We start from the raw sequence: 18355 nt of genomic DNA on the forward strand, positions 1-18355 counted from the left end.
TAAAAGTCCCAGTGCGGTGAAGTCTCCTTACTTCGAACAACAAAATTTGGGTTAAACTTTTTACTCATTACTATTTCATCCCAAACTCAAAAAAGCTGCCCCTAAATTATCAATAACATCCGAAGCAATAAACGATTGAAATCCTGTTTTTGGTAAAGCAATATCTGCCGTTAATCCATGTAAATACACTCCTAAAATAGCTGCTTGAAGCGGTTCATAACCTTGCGCCAATAAACTAGTAATGATTCCCTTTAATACATCACCACTTCCGGCAGTGGCCAATGCTGGATTGCCGGTTCTATTTTTATAAATGGTTTCTCCATCAATAACATGTGTTGGAGCGCCTTTCATCACTATGATTACATTGTATTGCAATGAAAAAGAAATCGTTTTTTCGAATTTTTCCTCTTCCGATGTCCATTCTCCTATCAATCGTTCTAATTCTTTCGGATGAGGCGTGAGTATGGTTCTTGATGGAAAAAGAAGAAACCATGATTTATTTTGAGATAAAATATTCAATCCATCTGCATCAATTACTAAAGGAATGGTATTGGTTTTTAGAAATTTTAAAAAAGTCTTTTGAGTCGCTTCATGCTGTCCTATTCCAGGACCAATTCCGATGGCATTAGGCTGAAATTCAAAACTTATATTCGAAATATACTTTTTCTTCACATCGGTCAAAACCATTACTTCAGGAATGAATGTTTGAACTATTTCGTAACCGCATTTTGGAACAAAAGCAGTCACTAATCCACAACCCGTTTTCAATGCTGCTTTCGAAGACAAACATACAGCTCCTATTTTGCCATAGCTTCCTCCAATAATCAACGCATGACCTTGAATTCCTTTGTGTGTATCTACAGCCATGGGCTTATAATACTTTAGGATTTCGTTCTTATCAATAGAAATAGAAGTTATCATAAATTCGGCTTTTGATTAGTTTCCTCTAATTTAGCTTTATTTAAGCAAATAGAAAATGAGTTTTATCAATTATTTTCTTAAAAAATGACGCTGTTTTATTCGCTGTAAACTTCCTTTGTTACTCAAAATAAAAGCAATAAATTAGCGCCATCAAAATTTACACAAAATCATAATGAAAAATACTGCGCTAACGCACATACACGAAGCTTTGGGAGCAAAAATGCTACCATTTGCAGGATACAATATGCCTATTACTTATGAGGGAATAAACGCTGAACACGAAACCGTTCGTACCGCTGTTGGAGTTTTTGATGTGTCGCACATGGGAGAATTTTTACTTTCTGGACCAAATGCTTTAGCGTTGATTCAAAAAGTAACTTCTAATGATGCTGCTACATTAACCCACGGAAAAGTGCAATATTCTTGTTTGCCAAATAATGACGGAGGAATCGTTGATGATTTATTGGTTTACAAAATCAAAGACGAACAGTATTTATTAGTAGTTAATGCATCAAATATTGATAAAGACTGGGATTGGATTTCAGCTCAAAATGATTTAGGCGTTGAAATGAAAAACCTTTCTGATGACTATTCTTTATTGGCAATCCAAGGCCCAAAAGCAATTGAAGCATTACAATCCTTGACTTCAGTAGATTTAGCTGCAATAAAATATTATCATTTCGAAGTAAGTGATTTTGCTGGAATCGAACATGTAATTATTTCGGCTACGGGATATACTGGCGCTGGAGGTTTTGAAATTTATTGTAAAAATGATCAGGTAGAACAAATTTGGAACAAAGTTTTTGAAGCTGGAGCTCCTTTTGGAATCAAACCAATTGGTTTAGCCGCTCGTGATACTTTGCGTCTTGAAATGGGATTCTGTCTTTATGGAAACGACATCAACGATACCACTTCGCCAATAGAAGCTGGATTGGGTTGGATTACAAAATTCAACAAGGAATTTACCAATTCTGATAATTTGAAAAGCCAAAAAGAAGCTGGAGTAACTAAAAAACTAATTGGTTTCGAAATGCAGGAACGTGCAGTACCAAGACACGATTACGAAATTGTGGATCAATCAGGAAACCCAATCGGAATTGTAACTTCAGGAACCATGTCTCCTTCATTAAACAAAGGAATCGGAATGGGGTATGTAACCATTGACAATAGTGCAGTTGACAGCGAGATCTTTATTCGAATCAGAAAAAAAGATGTTCCTGCTAAAGTGGTAAAAATGCCATTTTATAAAAACTAAAACTTAGAAAAAAACAAAATAATTATAATTTTTTGCATCGTTAAAAAAATAATCAGAAATGGGAAGAGCATTCGAATTTAGAAAAGGAAGAAAAATGAAGCGTTGGGCTGCAATGGCCAAAACATTTACTAGAATTGGTAAGGATATTGTAATGGCCGTAAAAGAAGGCGGACCAAATCCTGAAGCAAACTCCAGATTGAGAGCGGTTATTCAAAATGCAAAGGCGGCTAATATGCCTAAGGATAACGTTGAACGCGCTATCAAAAATGCAACAAACAAAGATACAGCCAACTATAAAGAAATTTTATTCGAAGGATACGCGCCTCACGGAATTGCTATCTTGATTGAAACGGCTTCTGACAATAATAACAGAACGGTAGCTAATATTCGTAGTTATTTCAACAAATGTAATGGTACTATGGGAACACAAGGTTCGGTAGAATTTATGTTTGACCATACTTGTAACTTCAGAATTCCAAAAGAAGGTCTGGATGCCGAAGAATTAGAATTAGAATTGATTGATTTTGGTGCTGAAGAAGTTTTTGAAGACGAAGATGGCATTTTAATCTATGCGCCTTTCAATAGCTTTGGAACCATTCAAAAAGAATTAGAAAACAGAAGTATCGAAATTCTTTCTTCTGGTTTCGAAAGAATTCCTCAAATTACTAAAAAGCTTTCAGCTGCTGAAGTAGCCGATGTTGAAAAACTAATCGAAAAGATTGAAGAAGATGATGACGTAATGAACGTGTATCACACTATGGAAGAAAATGAAGAAGCATAATCTTCAACAAAACATCCAAAATAAAGAAAGAGTTTAGCGTCAAGTTAAGCTCTTTTTTTATGGGCGTTTCCTCGTCTCGTTAAAAAAACGAGACAAGGTCGGGCTGTACGCTGTATCTTTTGTTCGGGTACTAATAGTAATCCAGAATAATTTTGCTCTCACAAAAGGATGCCGCTTCCATCCCTAACGCAAACAATAAATAATACAACTATTTGCTTTGTTTCCAGGACTTATAAAACAAAGGAGATTCATAAGACAACATAAAAATCCATCCCACTAAACAAGCCAAAGCAATTCCTTTAATACCAAAATAAGGAGCCAAAAAATAAGCTGCAATTACTCTTCCAAGCATTTGTACAAAAGTAGCATTCAATGTAATTTTCATCTTTCCTAATCCTCTAAAATAACCTTGAATTAAATTAGTAATTCCTGGCAGTAAATAAAGTAAAACCATTACTTTCAAATAATGTTCACCTGCTTCAATTACTTCCAATTCTTCTTTTCCCATAAATAATGAAATGAGTTCTCGAGAAAAGAACAATACAATTATAGAAACCAATACTGAATAAACTATTTCCATTTTAAGTCCCGTTAAAAAACCTTTACGAATGCGACTAAAATTTCCTTTTCCATTATTCTGAGCTATAAAACCAGTGGTACCGTGAGCAATATTTTGTTGAACAATCATTACAAAATCATCTATTCTGCTTACGGCATTAAATGCAGCTATAGTAACAACACCCAAAGGATTTATTGCTCCCTGAATTAAAAATTTGCCTAAATGTAATGTGATTTGCTGCATGGCTGTAACAGAACTATAACTAAAAATGATTCGGAACAAACTACGATCAAACACAAAATCTTTTCTATCAAATCTTAAAATAGGAATATAAAACCGAACATACAAAACACATAAAAAAGCAGCTATAGCTTCTGCAATAACTGTTGCCCATGCTGCTCCATCCACTCCTTTTTCCCAAACTACCACAAAAAGGATATCCAAAACAATATTAAGCACTGCAGAAGCGATCAAAAAATAAAGTGAAGCCTTAGAATTTCCCATACTTCTCAAAGTAGAAGCATAAATATGGTATATAAAAGTAAAAACAAGACCTATAAAAATAATTTGGAGATAAGAAGTAGCATCCTCTAAAATTTCTACTGGTGTATTTAAAAAGGAAAGTATTTTTCGGGAAAAGAAAAAACCAAAAATCACTAATAGAATAGTAAATACACCTCCTGAAATTAATGAAGTAGAAATAACACGTCTCAGTTTAATGAAATTTTGTTCACCAAAGTACTGCCCCATCAACACTGACATTCCTAAACAAATTCCAATAATCAGAAAAAGTAGTACATTCATAACAGGACTAGCAGCTCCTAATGCTGCCAAAGCCTCAGCTCCTATAAAACGGCCTACAATAAGAGAATCCGCCGCATTATAAGTCAATACAAAAAAATTACCTATAATTAATGGTAAAGTAAAATGTATAATTTGTGGTCCAATTGGTCCACGAGTCATATCTACTAATTTCTCTTTTTCCATTGCTATTAATTAATTTTTTATTGCTACACAAGTTTTGGATCAATACTAAATGTTGTGGAGAAACATAAAAATACGCTCTAATTATTTTTTAGAGCAGAGAGCGAAAAGATTTTTCTAACTCCACAGGTTTTTGTGTTGACCTGGCATCGATTCAAAATTATATAAACGCATAAAAAAAGCCTCCCAAAAAGGAGGCTTTTAAATATCTTAAAATTGTATGATTACAATTTATTAACAAACTTAGTTAATTTTGATTTTAAGTTAGAAGCTTTATTATCATGGATAATATTCTTTTTAGCTAATCTATCAATCATAGAAATAACATTTGACAATTTAGAAGTAGCATCAGATTTATCAGTAGCTATTCTTAACGCTTTAATAGCATTACGAGTAGTTTTGTGTTGGTATCTGTTTAACACTCTTTTCTTTTCGTTACTTCTGATTCTTTTTAGAGCTGACTTATGATTTGCCATTGTATTTTATCTTTTATCTTTTTTACTATTTTCTTTGTAGTCCGTAAGGGAATCGAACCCCTGTTACCAAGACGAAATCTTGGCGTCCTAACCCCTAGACGAACGGACCAATATCCCTCTAGTTAGTTTTTTAATCTTTCAAAGATTAATTGTAGCCCGTAGCGGAATCGAACCGCTCTTACATGGATGAAAACCATGCGTCCTAACCGATAGACGAACGGGCCATTATTCCTTATTTTTAAGTCAGGAAATGTTTTTCAATATTTTTTTGTAGTCCGTGGGGGAATCGAACCCCCCTTACCAGGATGAAAACCTGGCGTCCTAACCGATAGACGAACGGACCGTGCTTCACATTATGCTTAGCATTTCTGTATTGCGGTTGCAAAGATACAACTGTTTTTTAATTTCGCAATAGCTGAGACAAAAAAAATTATTTTTTTTAATATGCTTTAGCAAAAAACACTCTTCTGGCAGATGAATTCCCAGTAAACACACAGCTTCCCGCTTCTTCTACTCCATCCAAAGGAATACATCTAATAGTTGCTTTTGTCAACTCTTTAATTTTCTCTTCTGTCGCTGCTGTACCATCCCAATGTGCTGATACAAAACCTCCTTTGTTCTCCAATACTTCTTTAAACTCTTCAAAACTATTTACCTCGGTAATATGAGTCTCTCTGTAATTTAACGCCTTATTGAACAAATCTGATTGAATTTGGGCTAACAAACCACTTATAAAAGCAGCAATTCCATCTTTAGACTTCACTTCTTTAGTCAAAGTATCTCTTCTTGCCACTTCATAAGTTCCGTTTTCAAGATCTTTTGGACCAACAGCAATTCGTACCGGAACTCCTTTTAATTCCCATTCAGCAAATTTAAAACCTGGTTTCTGAGTTGTTCGATCATCAAACTTTACCGAAATACCAAGCTTACGCAAATCAGCGATCAATCCATTCACCTCTTGCGTTATTTGTGCTAATTGTTCATCTGATTTATAAATAGGAACTATTACTACTTGTATTGGCGCTAAATTAGGCGGCAATACTAAACCTTGATCATCAGAATGCGTCATTACTAAAGCTCCCATCAATCGGGTAGAAACTCCCCAGGAAGTTCCCCAAACATATTCCTGCTTTCCTTCGGCATTAGCAAACTTCACATCAAAAGCTTCTGCGAAATTTTGCCCTAAAAAGTGCGAAGTTCCCGCCTGAAGTGCTTTTCCATCCTGCATCAAAGCCTCAATACAATAGGTTTCTTCAGCACCAGCAAAACGTTCTGTTTCCGTTTTCAATCCTTTAACAACAGGAATTGCCATAAAGTTTTGAGCAAAATCAGCATATACATTCATCATTTTCTCTGATTCCTCGATAGCTTCTTTTTTTGTTGCATGTGCCGTATGCCCTTCTTGCCATAAAAACTCAGCTGTTCTTAAAAACAAACGCGTACGCATTTCCCAACGCACCACATTAGCCCATTGATTAATCAATAAAGGTAAATCTCTATAAGATTGTACCCATCCTTTATAGGTAGACCAAATAATGGCTTCACTGGTAGGACGAACAATAAGCTCCTCTTCTAGTTTAGCATTGGGGTCAACCATTAACTTTCCCGGTCTATCAGGATCATTCTTTAATCTATAATGTGTTACCACAGCACATTCTTTAGCAAAGCCTTCGGCATTTTTTTCCTCAGCTTCAAACATACTTTTGGGAACAAATAAAGGGAAATAAGCATTTTGATGCCCTGTTTCCTTAAACATTCTATCTAACTCGGCTTGCATTTTCTCCCAAATCGCATAACCATAAGGTTTAATGACCATGCAGCCTCTAACTCCTGAATTTTCGGCTAAATCAGCTTTTACAACCAGCTCATTATACCATTTTGAATAATCTTCTGATCGTGTAGTAAGGTTCTTACTCATATTGAATAGTTTGGCACAAATTTTGTTTTATTTTATTTAACTAAATAGTTTGGCAAAACTAACTATTTTTGTAATGTCCAACAATAAAAAACCCAATAGATATGAAAACTAATATTTTCCCACCCAAAGAAATTCGAAATTACCTCTATATTGGATTACTAAGCCTTTTCATGGTTTCTTGTGGTTCTTATCAAAATAGTTCCTATTATGAAAGTGATGGGATATATGGAGCTTCTGCTAACAGAAATATAGAGCGAAGAAATACTAATTCTGATAATTATTATAGAGATTATTTTAATTCTTTACAAAACGATAGTGAATCTCCTGAAGTCATGACAGATATTGACAAATACAGTGATTTTGACTCAGTTGATAATGATTCTTATCCAAGTTATGCTGGATGGGGCAATAATCAAACTGGAACAATCGTTAATTATTGGGGAATGAATTCTGGTTTTGGCTGGAATAATTGGGGAATGAACAACTGGGGTTGGAATAATTGGGGTTGGAATAACTGGGGAATGAATTATGGATTCGGTTGGAACAACTGGGGATGGAACAATTGGGGAATGAATTATGGATTTGGCTGGAACAACTGGGGTTGGAATAATTGGGGTTGGAACAACAACTATTACTACAATCGTCCATACGGAAATGGTCACTCCTCTTATGCACCAGGCAGAAGAAGTGCTCCTACAGCAAATTCATTAAATAATTCTAGAAACAATTCTAGAAATTATGCTCCAACAAGAAGCTATTCTACAAGCCGAATTGGAACTGATAGAACTGAAACTCGTAGAGCTCCAACATTTACAAACCCTAGAACATACAATTCAAACAGAACGCAAACTACCACAACGAGAAGGAGCACAACTCCAACTCAGAATAATAATTCTAGACAACAACAAAACAGCAATTATTCAAGAAACGATAACTATACTCCTACAAGAACATACAGCACACCATCTAACAGTGGAAGCAGTGGAAGATCATACGGTGGCGGAAGCGGCGGTGGCGGATCTAGATCATCTGGAGGTGGAGGTAGAAGATAAAAACGCATCGTTTACAACTTAAAAATTATTAAAATGAAAAAATATCTATTTATATTAATTTCAGGTTTTGCTTTTAATACTGCACAATCTCAGGAAGTTACCAGTGGTTTACGCTTTTCTCAGGATAACGTAATGGGTACTGCTCGATTTAGAGCAATGAGCGGGGCTTTTGGAGCTTTGGGCGGTGACTTGTCTTCTTTAAATGTGAACCCGGCAGGTAGTGCTGTTTTTGTTAACAACCAACTCGCATTTACACTGAATAATACTGATACTAAAAATAAATCTAATTATTTTGGGACCAATACAAACGATAAAAACAGCTCTTTTGACTTTAATCAGGCTGGTGCTGTTTTTATATTCAATACCCGTAATCCTAACAATAATTGGACAAAAATCGCATTAGCTATAAATTACGAAAACGCTAATAATTTTGATAATTCCGTATATTCTGAAGGGATTAACCCAACAAATTCTGTAGCTGGCTATTTTTTAAGCTATGCCAATGCAAACCCAAATAGAGGTCAGCTAGGAATTCCGTTGAGAATTATAAAAGATAATGATTATTATCAATTAAGTTATGCTAACCAACAAGCTTTTTTAGGATATGAAGGTTACCTAATTAATCCTCAATCAGAAACTGACGAAAACACAGTTTATACTTCTAATGTACCTGAAGGCGGAAACTATGCTCATAAAAACACAATTACTTCTGAAGGTTATAATGGAAAACTTTCTTTTAACGCAGCAACCGCATACAAAGATCGACTTTACCTAGGGTTAACCTTAAATTCTCATTTTACTGATTTTAGACAAACTACTGTGTTTGATGAAGTAAATGACAATCCCAATAATAATCCCGTAGATCTTGTAAGCACTGGTTTTGATAACGAAATATACACATACGGGTCTGGATTTTCATTTCAACTGGGAGCTATTGCAAAAGTGAGTGAAGAAGTACGTGTTGGACTTTCATATCAGTCTCCTACCTGGAATAAATTGAATGACGAATTAAGACAATCTCTTTTTTCTACTGGATACAATTTTGGAAATCCTGCAAATCCAAATTTATCTGTAACAGATATTGATTCTAATGATTTTATGATTTACAGAACCTATACACTACGAACTCCCGGAAAAATGACAGGAAGTATTGCTTATGTATTTAACAAACAAGGATTAATCAGTTTAGATTACGGCTACAAAGATTATAGCAATATCGAATATTCAATAGAAGCAGATAGCAGAAATGAATTGATTAACTCCGACATTTCCAACCAACTAAAAGCAGCTTCTGAAATAAGACTGGGTGGAGAATACAAAATTGAAAGATTAAGTTTGAGAGCAGGTTACCGTTTTGAAGGAAGTCCTTACAAAAACAAAACAACAGTAGGCAACTTAAATGGTTATTCGGCCGGTTTAGGTTATAACTTTGGAGGCACTAGAGCTGATTTATCTTATGCTTACTCCAAAAGAAATTCTCAACAAGGTTTCTTTAGCCAAGGTTTTACAGATGGTGCTAACATTAATACAATCAACAACACTGTTTCTTTGTCACTATTATTTGAATTATAATTACTGAAAAAGGAATCTAAAATAACCGTCTTGTCTTTTAATAAACAAGACGGTTATTTTTTTAGCCGTGATAACAATGGAAATACTCCCGATTTTTCTTCGGGAGATTATAACACACAGTGCGGATAACTCCATAAAAAAACAGCTAAATGACAAGGAAACCAATTCAATTTGAATAAAAAACCGTAATTTTGCCATCCAATTTACAAATCTATGAGAACCAAGTCTTTAAAAAAGAACAAAATAAACGTAATTACCCTAGGGTGTTCAAAAAATATATACGATAGTGAGGTATTAATGGGACAACTTCGTGCCAATGGAAAAGAGGTAGAACACGAAGCTCCTGTTGAGAGAGAAGGGAATATTATTGTGATCAATACTTGTGGATTTATTGATAATGCTAAAGCAGAATCAGTAAACATGATTTTGGAATATGCTGACAAGAAAGAAAAAGGTTTGATAGACAAGGTTTTTGTAACTGGATGTTTATCGGAGCGATATAGACCCGATTTAGAAAAAGAAATTCCTAATGTAGATCAGTTTTTTGGAACTACTGAATTACCACAATTATTAAAAGCTTTAGGCGCCGATTACAAACATGAATTATTAGGTGAACGTTTAACAACCACTCCTAAAAATTACGCCTATTTAAAAATTGCCGAAGGCTGTGACAGACCCTGTAGTTTTTGTGCCATTCCTATTATGCGAGGCGCACACGTTTCGCAACCTATTGAAAAATTAGTAAAAGAAGCTCAAGGTTTAGCTAGAGACGGTGTAAAAGAATTGATTTTGATTGCTCAGGATTTAACCTATTACGGTCTTGATATTTATAAAAAACGAAATCTTGCCGAATTACTTGAAGCTTTAACAAAGGTTGAAGGAATTGAATGGATTCGTTTGCATTATGCCTTCCCTACTGGTTTCCCAATGGATGTTTTGGAATTAATGAAACGCGAGCCTAAAATTTGTAACTATATTGATATTCCGTTACAACATATTTCGGATTCTATTTTGAAATCAATGCGTCGCGGAACAACTCAGGCTAAAACAACTCAACTATTGAAGGATTTTAGATCAGCAGTTCCAGGAATGGCAATTCGAACCACACTAATTGTAGGTTACCCAGGAGAAACTCAGGAAGATTTCGAAATTTTGAAAGATTTTGTACAGGAAATGAAATTTGACCGTATGGGATGTTTTGCTTATTCTCACGAAGAAAACACACATGCTTACTTACTTGAAGATGATGTTCCAGACGATGTAAAACAAGCTCGTGCAAATGAAATTATGGAATTACAATCGCAAATTTCATGGGATTTGAATCAGGAAAAAGTGGGACAAGTTTTTAAATGCATCATAGACAGAAAAGAAGGCGGACACTTTGTAGGTCGTACTGAATTTGACAGTCCAGATGTAGATAACGAAGTATTAATTGATGCTTCTCAGTTTTACTTAAAAACAGGCGATTTTGCCATGATTAAAATTACAGACGCAACAGAATTTGATGTTTACGGAGAACCAGCATAAACATAAAATCTAATTCCAGTTATTTTAAAAAATAAAATTATGAATAAGACACAATTTATCTTTGCATTAACGTTTATACTACTATCTTTTAATACTGCATTTGCCCAATATGGTTACGGAAACGGCTATGGTAACGGTTATGGTGGTGGAATGGGTAGAAACAGTATGAGCCAAATGAACCAAATGGATCAAACATCTTCAAAACCTAAAGAAATTCCTGTAGAAGTAACCGTGGCTAAAATAATGGAGAAATTAAAACCGGAATTAAATCTTGACGAATTGCAAACCATCGCAATTGGTAATGTATATACTGACATTATCAAATCGCAAACAGCAATTATGAAAGATGAAAAATTAGGTCAAACTGAAAAATCAAATGAAATAAAAGCACTTTTTGAGGTTAACGAACGAAAAGTAAATGAATATTTAAGTGAAGAGCAAAAACTAAAATACAAAGCGCTGAAAGAAGAGCGCGGAAATGACAAAAAAGAAAAAAAGAAGAAGAAAAAATCAAAAAAAGACGAATAAAAAAATCCTTTAACAAAGCTCATAAAAATGATTAAACCATTTTTTTATTTAATCCCTATTGTCCTCTTGACGGCTTGCTCTACTAATCCGTACAAAAAGAGCGAGAAAGAATACACTACAAAACTAAAATCTTTACAGGTTGAGATGGCTACTAAAGAGCCTGAAGCCTTGCCTATTGTAGAAAAAGTAGTAATAAGCATTGATAGTGTTTACGCTAAGCAGTTATATACTTTTAAAGACAGTATTTTTAAAGTAGGTTCAACACAATTAGACAATGGAATTCATACCGAATGGATTAGTACTGTCAACTTCAATCTTCGTAAGCCTAATTTTATAATTATACATCATACAGCACAGGATTCTATTGAGCAAACAATTAATACTTTTACAAAAGTAAGCACGCAAGTAAGTTCTCATTATATAATTGCCGATGACGGTCATGTGGTTCAAATGTTAAACGACTATTTACGTGCCTGGCATGCTGGAGCAAGTTCATGGGGAAAAAACACAGATATTAATTCGGCTTCTATAGGAATTGAATTAGATAATAATGGTGTAGAACCGTTTTCTGAAGCTCAGATTACCAGTTTAATGGCTTTATTAAGTAAGTTAAAGAAAGACTATAATATTCCAGCACAAAATATTATTGGACATTCTGACATTGCACCAACTCGAAAAAAAGATCCAAGTGCTTTATTTCCATGGAAAACCTTAGCCGAAAATGGATTCGGAATTTGGCAAGACGATATACTTCCTTTGGCCCCTTTTGATTTTAGCCCCGAGTTAGCATTACAAATTATAGGCTACAACACAAAGAATTTAAATGCAGCAATTACTGCTTTTAAATTACATTATATGCCTCAAGAGGTTAATTCTATTTTAGATCAAAATACAATAAACACGATTTATTCTATTTATTTAAAACAGTAATAAAATTTCTTTTATAAAACACAAAAGTTCTTTGAAGTGACTCAAAGAACTTTTTTATTGCCTAAATCCAAACATTACAAAGCTAAAATCAATCAGACTAACTGCTATACCATTCGACGAAACAACACTAAACACAGTTAACTTAACAACATCTGACTGTAGCCAAAAACTATAAAAATCATCAAATAAATCAACAAAAAAGGATAACTTTAGAACAAAAGCTTACAAAAAAAACACTAGTATGCCTACTAAAACTATAGGCGTACCTTGCTAAAACTATAGCGTAGTTACACAATTTAAAGGCATAACCTACCAAAACGGTAGGCGTGCCTAGCTTTTTAATAGGCGTGGTTAATAAAACGATAGGCGATCCATAAAAACCAAAGGAGTTCTTATCTAAAAAACAGGCGGTACTTACAAAATAATGAGGCAAGCTCTACTATTAGTATCGCAGAGTATTTCATAAAAAAACCAGACTATGATTTTAGATAGTCTGGCTTTAAATTCAATAAGTAATTGAACTAAATTGTATTTGTGTTCAGCATTAGTAATACCATAAAAAAACTGCCAAGATACATGAAGCACCCTGGCAGTAAAAAAAATTATGTTTTAATCTAAATTGTAATCTATTCTTAGAATCCGTAAACTAAAGCAATTGAAGCTTGAGAAGCTGATTTAGTAGCTGTAGTCATATCAGATTTTAAAAAGTTATTTTCCTTAGCTGAATCTAATCTAAATTCTGGAATAACAGTTAATCCACCTGCTTTCAAGTTAGCTGATAAAGTAAAAGCTGTTACTGAATTATCTGCAGAAAGACCAATCATATCATCAAGTTCTTTAGCTTTGAAATACTCAGCACGTAAACCTAAACCAAAATTTTCAGTTATTGCTACAGCAGGATATAGAGCTACTCCTGTATAACCTAAATCACTATCAGCAGCTGAAGACCAATCAGCAGCATTTAAACCTAAACTGAATTTATCCGATAATTGGAAAGTAGCTGTTAAATCTACAATAGTACCACTTTCTGAACCGTCCATGAAATTTAAGTAAGCACTAACTCCTTCTGTTGGAGTTAAAGACAATTGAGCTCCAATTGCATTTAATCCTTTCATTGGGTCAGCAGAATAAAAATTCCAAGTATTATTAAAAGCTCCCACCATTAAACCTACTTTATCAGAGAAAGCATAATTTGCTTTCACACCTGCATTTTGGAATGGTCCGTTAGTAAACAAATAAGAAGTTGAATAATGAAAGTTAGCCACTGGCGAAATTACCTCATATCCTATAAAAGTCCCCATATATCCTGCTGTGAAACTTAATTTATCTGTAGCTGCATAAGTAGCGTATAAATTTTGGATATGGAATGAGTTATTAGTATCAACTGCATCACCATTAGGAATTGATTGGTATTGACCTCTTGGTCCAAAAGAAACTTCACCCACGAAAGATGTTTTCCCAGTTGTTTTTTTCAAAGCAATATCAATCATCCCTAAAGACACTGAATTCTGATCTGAAGCAAAACTAGTTTGTATGTTTTGTCCTTTTGCAAAATCATATTTGTAATAAACATCGGCAGAACCTGAAATTTCTAATGGTGTGTCTTGTGCAAATGTCATGCTTCCTGTCAGCGCTAAAGCTAAAATAAAAATTACTTTTTTCATGTTGAATTTTGTTTTGGTTATTTAAATTATTTTTACTTAAAAAGAAATATTAACACATTATTCTCAACATTTAACATGTTTTTATCCTTTTTGTTGAAGCAAATTTATCAACTTTTAGTTTTACAAAAATGAAATAAGGTAACTTTTTGTCGATTTTGGCGTCGAATTATTAAAAATTGGAATTCAATTAAAAAAAAATACATTTTCCTTATTTTTCAATATCAAAAAAATGATTATTCTAATGATTAAAAAATACAAACCCACTAAAAAACACCATTAAAACCAAAAAAATCACCAACTAACCAATTAAAAAGCAATAAAAAACACTTTCAAAAACATATACCCCTATAAAAAATAGGGCATACACCAAATAAAAATAAAACACCATAAAGTAAAAAAACGTCTATAAACAACAAAACCTCCTAAAAAGGAGGTTTACTAATAATTAAGATCAATTTGTCTTTAAGCAATCGAAATAAAATAATAGCGGTTTATTTTATAACGTATAAGTAATATAAGTTTAAGAGGGTATTTTTACAAAAGAATAAATTATTTGTAACTATTTACAAAACCAAAAGTCCAAACTCAGTCAAAGTCTTTATTGGTTTTGAATACCAAAACAATTCAAAATCTTCTAAATTCAATTCGAAGTCCGCTTTCACCTCTTGGAAAGAATAGATTTTAGTATTCGAAACAGCAATCTTTTCCAATATTGTTATCAACCACTCTCCTTCGTCTTTATTGGTTTGAATGGTGAAACTTTCTTTTTTATCATGAAAAGTCAGCGTTAGCATTTTCCAGGTGTTTCCTTTCTTGGATTTTGTAAAATATTCCACAAAAGGTTTTCCTCCTAACCAAACTACTTTTGCATTTGGTTTGGTATTAAAATCAGTTGCTTCTTCAAGAGCATTAAAAATAAAATCTTCTGGAATTTTAGTCTTTGGAATTTTAAAATCAAACCATTCTTGCAATTCAAAATCAAAACAGATTCCATGCATGTAATTAAAGAGTGATTTTTTTAGTCCAAAACTAAATTTATCGTGATCAATTCCTGTTGAATCGGTATAATTAATATCATTATTAGCAAAAACCTCCCCTAACCCTTCCAAAGGAGGGGAAGTTGGAACAACACCAAATTTCTCTGGATACATGCCTACTGGACTATGCGCCGTCATGGCAAATTGATGCCAAAATCCCGATTGTAAAACCCCAGCTTCAAAGAGCTGACGGACCATTTCGAGACTATCTACCGTTTCCTGAACCGTTTGGGTTGGGTAACCATACATTAAATAAGCATGCACCATGATACCTGCCTCGGTAAAATTGCGAGTTACACGCGCCACTTGTTCCACAGTTACGCCTTTGTCAATCAATTTCAACAAGCGATCAGACGCTACTTCAAGTCCGCCTGAAACCGCAATACAACCCGAAGCTTTCAATAATAAAGCTAAATCCTGAGTAAAGCTTTTTTCGAATCGAATGTTTGTCCACCAAGTTACCGATAATTTTCTTCGAAGAATTTCGAGAGCTAATGCACGCATCAAGGCTGGAGGAGCAGCTTCATCTACAAAATGGAAACCATTTTCGCCTGTTTGCATGATCATTTCCTCCATTCGATCACACAGTAAATTAGCTGCTACTGGTTCGTATACCTTAATATAATCTAATGAAATATCACAAAACGTACATTTTCCCCAATAACAACCATGTGCCATAGTGAGTTTATTCCAACGTCCATCACTCCACATACGGTGCATTGGATTCACAATTTCGATAACCGAAATGTATTTATCCAATAACAAATCGGAATAATCCGGCGTACCCACTTGGGATTGTTTGTAATCTGGTTTGGTGGAATTATTTTTATAAACTACTTTTCCGTTTTCTAAAAGAAAAGTACGTTTGAACTCGTTGGAATTTGGATTTTGAATTTTGGAATTTAAAAGCTCAATTGGAACTTCGCCGTCATCTAAAGTGATATAATCGAAAAATTCAAAAACTCTTGCATCCGAAAGCGAACGTAATTCCGTATTTGGAAAACCGCCACCCATTGAAATTTTAATATTCGGATAATGCTGTTTCACCCATTGTGCACATCGAAAAGCCGAATATAAATTCCCAGGAAAAGGAACTGAAATCAAAAAGAATGTTGGTTTGATTGTTTCAATCCGTTCTTTCAAAATCGAAAGAAGTATTCTGTCTATATAGGTAGGCTTTTGTTGTAAAGCTTCGTATAACTCGTCAAATGAATTAGCACTTCTACCCAAACGTTCGGCATAACGACTAAAACCAAAATTAGCATCGACACATTCTACAATAAAATCAGAGATATCTTCGAGATATAATGTCGCCAAATGCTTCGCCTTATCCTGAGTTCCCATGGTACCAAAAGCCCAATCTAATTCTTCCAATTGTGCAAAACGAGAAGCTTCGGGTAAATAATCTTCCTGACAAATCTGTAAAGCCAAAGTTGGATTCTTCCCTTGCAAAAAAGCAATCACCGAATCGATGGTTTTGATGTATTCATCTTGCAAGGCAAAAATACGCTTGCAATTATCCGTTGTAGGTTGTTGACTGTTGGTTTGAAACAAATTGATCAATCCTTGTTTCGAAAACAACTTCAAAATTACCTCAATACCTAAATCAGCCTGAACCGACTTGATTCCTTTTGTATTTAAAAACCCTTTAATATAAGCAGTTGCCGGATACGGCGTATTCAGTTGGGTAAAAGGCGGCGTGATGAGGAAAAGTTTGGTTTTCAAAAGGAAAATGTTTTGTACAAAAATAGGGGATAATTTTAGTTTCTATTCCAATGCGGATTGAAAGTTTTTAAAGCTTCAATTTCCATGAAAAAGAATTAGAAAGTTTGAGCGTATTTAATTACATTTGAAAATCTTAACAAAGTCAAAGAATCAATTCAATGATATCTATTTTAAACAAAATAACTATAAAAGCTCTATTACTTCTTTTCACATTAACGTTTTCATTTGTATGTCGAGGACAAGATTTTCAATGGGTAAAGCAAATTAAAGGTGTGTACCATGACTATGATGAATTTGCTAAATCAAGTGATATTGATAATGAAGGAAACAGTTACACAGTTGGTACTACTAGCTCTCCATATTTTGACCTAAACCCTACTATTCAGGGTATAGAAATAATTGATAATAGTTCAATACAAAATTTTACTGGTACTTACATTATTAAAGTTGATAGCGATGGAAATTATTTATGGGGAAAAACATTTGGAAATGTAAAAAGAGGAGATCAGGCAATTGGAGTAAAAATAGGGACAGACGGTAATATCTATGTTTTACTAATTTTACAAGAGCTTAATAGCACCAATGTTGGAATAATGGATTCTTTTTTTACTATCATAAAAATAGCTCCAAATGGAAACATTATTTCTACAAAAAAAATCCAACAAAACTATGGTTACAACAATAATATGTATGCTTATTCTTTTGATTTAGACAATCAAAATAACATATTTATTAGTGGATATTTTACAGGAAACATTACTCTCAGCTCCAGTATCCCTGACCTAAAATTAAATTCAAACGGTGTTGATTACTTTTTACTAAAAATAAACAGTAGCAATTATGATATAAATTGGGTAAAACAATTTAATTTAAATTACAACACATATTCCAAAATTATAATTAGACCTGATGGAAACATTAATGTGCTTTTAAATATTGGTGATATTTATAGCATATATAATATAAATCAAACAGACGGAACTACAATTTGGAAAAAAGATTTTGAAAATCAAACAATAAGAAATTTTCACGTCTCTGAATTTGGCATACAACTACTTTGTGATAAAGCATATCATAACACTGTTGATGTAGATCCATCCACTTTGGTCAAAACTATTTCGGGACATTCTGCTTATATCATTTTTCTAGATTTGGATGGTAATTTTATCGATGTTAAAGAATTTATAAAACCACCTGATGGAGATATCGCGTTTACTTCAGCTTCAACTGATAATAATGGAAATTATTTTTTTGGAGGCCAATTTAAAGGCCTTATCGATCTAGACTCTTCTGACAATTTTTTTAATCTATCATCTAGTGGTTACGATGGTGAAGCATTTTATTTAAAACTTGATTCAAATAGAAAATTTGAAGGAGCAATTAAACTTGGAGATGAAAACCCAAAAACAAATTTTTATAACAATTG

Annotated in this window: 14 protein-coding genes and 3 tRNA genes; 8 read left to right on the forward strand and 9 right to left on the reverse strand. The window is 33.7% G+C overall.

Annotated elements, in window-relative coordinates; translation table 11 throughout:
• Positions 1-75: 75 nt before the first annotated feature.
• A complete protein-coding gene (locus AAGV33_RS15865; RefSeq protein WP_373393319.1) occupies positions 76-921 on the reverse strand; it encodes an NAD(P)H-hydrate dehydratase in 846 nt (281 codons plus the stop codon).
• A gap of 172 nt (positions 922-1093) precedes the next feature.
• Here AAGV33_RS15865 and gcvT point away from each other — a divergent pair, with 172 nt between their 5' ends.
• The gene (gene gcvT / locus AAGV33_RS15870; RefSeq protein ID WP_373393320.1) at positions 1094-2176 is read left to right on the forward strand and encodes a glycine cleavage system aminomethyltransferase GcvT; all 1083 of its coding nucleotides are present in this window, start codon (positions 1094-1096) and stop codon (positions 2174-2176) included.
• 58 nt (positions 2177-2234) lie between these two features.
• Entirely contained in the window at positions 2235-2957 is a 723-nt protein-coding gene (locus tag AAGV33_RS15875) for a YebC/PmpR family DNA-binding transcriptional regulator (RefSeq protein WP_373393321.1), read from the forward strand.
• 208 nt (positions 2958-3165) lie between these two features.
• Here AAGV33_RS15875 and AAGV33_RS15880 read toward each other — a convergent pair whose 3' ends face one another.
• From AAGV33_RS15880 to proS, 6 genes are all read right to left on the reverse strand, one after another.
• Positions 3166-4503 carry an MATE family efflux transporter gene (locus AAGV33_RS15880; protein WP_373393323.1) on the reverse strand — a complete coding sequence of 446 codons (1338 nt, stop codon included), beginning with the start codon at positions 4501-4503 and terminating at the stop codon, positions 3166-3168.
• Positions 4504-4724: 221 nt separating this feature from the next.
• Positions 4725-4976, reverse strand: coding sequence for a 30S ribosomal protein S20 (rpsT, locus tag AAGV33_RS15885; RefSeq protein ID WP_373393324.1), 252 nt, complete (start codon positions 4974-4976; stop codon positions 4725-4727).
• Positions 4977-5013: 37 nt separating this feature from the next.
• Positions 5014-5085, reverse strand: a tRNA-Glu gene (locus AAGV33_RS15890).
• A 43-nt stretch (positions 5086-5128) separates the two neighbouring features.
• A tRNA-Glu gene (locus AAGV33_RS15895) sits at positions 5129-5200 on the reverse strand.
• A gap of 47 nt (positions 5201-5247) precedes the next feature.
• A tRNA-Glu gene (locus AAGV33_RS15900) sits at positions 5248-5319 on the reverse strand.
• Positions 5320-5415: 96 nt separating this feature from the next.
• The gene (gene proS / locus AAGV33_RS15905; RefSeq protein ID WP_373393325.1) at positions 5416-6894 is read right to left on the reverse strand and encodes a proline--tRNA ligase; all 1479 of its coding nucleotides are present in this window, start codon (positions 6892-6894) and stop codon (positions 5416-5418) included.
• 101 nt (positions 6895-6995) lie between these two features.
• Between proS and AAGV33_RS15910 the strand changes: the two genes are divergently transcribed.
• From AAGV33_RS15910 to AAGV33_RS15930, 5 genes are all read left to right on the forward strand, one after another.
• The gene (locus AAGV33_RS15910; protein ID WP_373393326.1) at positions 6996-7946 is read left to right on the forward strand and encodes a hypothetical protein; all 951 of its coding nucleotides are present in this window, start codon (positions 6996-6998) and stop codon (positions 7944-7946) included.
• 33 nt (positions 7947-7979) lie between these two features.
• On the forward strand, positions 7980-9518 hold the full coding sequence (locus AAGV33_RS15915; protein ID WP_373393327.1) for an OmpP1/FadL family transporter: 1539 nt from the start codon (positions 7980-7982) through the stop codon (positions 9516-9518).
• 213 nt (positions 9519-9731) lie between these two features.
• Positions 9732-11045, forward strand: a complete 1314-nt coding sequence (rimO, locus tag AAGV33_RS15920; RefSeq protein WP_373393328.1) for a 30S ribosomal protein S12 methylthiotransferase RimO — start codon at positions 9732-9734, stop codon at positions 11043-11045.
• Between the two features lie 39 nt (positions 11046-11084).
• Entirely contained in the window at positions 11085-11573 is a 489-nt protein-coding gene (locus AAGV33_RS15925) for a hypothetical protein (RefSeq protein WP_373393329.1), read from the forward strand.
• 27 nt (positions 11574-11600) lie between these two features.
• Positions 11601-12503, forward strand: coding sequence for an N-acetylmuramoyl-L-alanine amidase (locus AAGV33_RS15930; RefSeq protein ID WP_373393330.1), 903 nt, complete (start codon positions 11601-11603; stop codon positions 12501-12503).
• 632 nt (positions 12504-13135) lie between these two features.
• Here the strand turns inward: AAGV33_RS15930 and AAGV33_RS15935 are convergent.
• On the reverse strand, positions 13136-14167 hold the full coding sequence (locus AAGV33_RS15935; RefSeq protein WP_373393332.1) for a porin: 1032 nt from the start codon (positions 14165-14167) through the stop codon (positions 13136-13138).
• A 563-nt stretch (positions 14168-14730) separates the two neighbouring features.
• Entirely contained in the window at positions 14731-16929 is a 2199-nt protein-coding gene (locus AAGV33_RS15940; RefSeq protein WP_373393333.1) for a B12-binding domain-containing radical SAM protein, read from the reverse strand.
• A 158-nt stretch (positions 16930-17087) separates the two neighbouring features.
• Here AAGV33_RS15940 and AAGV33_RS15945 point away from each other — a divergent pair.
• The coding region (locus AAGV33_RS15945) for a hypothetical protein (protein ID WP_373393334.1) at positions 17088-18355 on the forward strand (1268 nt) is incomplete at its 3' end.

This window comes from Flavobacterium magnesitis, from assembly GCF_041729735.1.
In the GTDB taxonomy this organism is placed as follows: Bacteria; Bacteroidota; Bacteroidia; order Flavobacteriales; family Flavobacteriaceae; genus Flavobacterium; species Flavobacterium magnesitis.

Bases quoted from the DNA above. Each gene is read 5' to 3' on its own strand.
- AAGV33_RS15935 (WP_373393332.1), bottom strand. From the start codon at position 14,167: ATGAAAAAAGTAATTTTTATTTTAGCTTTAGCGCTGACAGGAAGCATG.
- AAGV33_RS15915 (WP_373393327.1), top strand. From the start codon at position 7,980: ATGAAAAAATATCTATTTATATTAATTTCAGGTTTTGCTTTTAATACT.
- rimO (WP_373393328.1), top strand. From the start codon at position 9,732: ATGAGAACCAAGTCTTTAAAAAAGAACAAAATAAACGTAATTACCCTA.
- AAGV33_RS15875 (WP_373393321.1), top strand. From the start codon at position 2,235: ATGGGAAGAGCATTCGAATTTAGAAAAGGAAGAAAAATGAAGCGTTGG.
- AAGV33_RS15910 (WP_373393326.1), top strand. From the start codon at position 6,996: ATGAAAACTAATATTTTCCCACCCAAAGAAATTCGAAATTACCTCTAT.
- AAGV33_RS15925 (WP_373393329.1), top strand. From the start codon at position 11,085: ATGAATAAGACACAATTTATCTTTGCATTAACGTTTATACTACTATCT.
- rpsT (WP_373393324.1), bottom strand. From the start codon at position 4,976: ATGGCAAATCATAAGTCAGCTCTAAAAAGAATCAGAAGTAACGAAAAG.
- proS (WP_373393325.1), bottom strand. From the start codon at position 6,894: ATGAGTAAGAACCTTACTACACGATCAGAAGATTATTCAAAATGGTAT.
- gcvT (WP_373393320.1), top strand. From the start codon at position 1,094: ATGAAAAATACTGCGCTAACGCACATACACGAAGCTTTGGGAGCAAAA.
- AAGV33_RS15865 (WP_373393319.1), bottom strand. From the start codon at position 921: ATGATAACTTCTATTTCTATTGATAAGAACGAAATCCTAAAGTATTAT.
- AAGV33_RS15880 (WP_373393323.1), bottom strand. From the start codon at position 4,503: ATGGAAAAAGAGAAATTAGTAGATATGACTCGTGGACCAATTGGACCA.
- AAGV33_RS15930 (WP_373393330.1), top strand. From the start codon at position 11,601: ATGATTAAACCATTTTTTTATTTAATCCCTATTGTCCTCTTGACGGCT.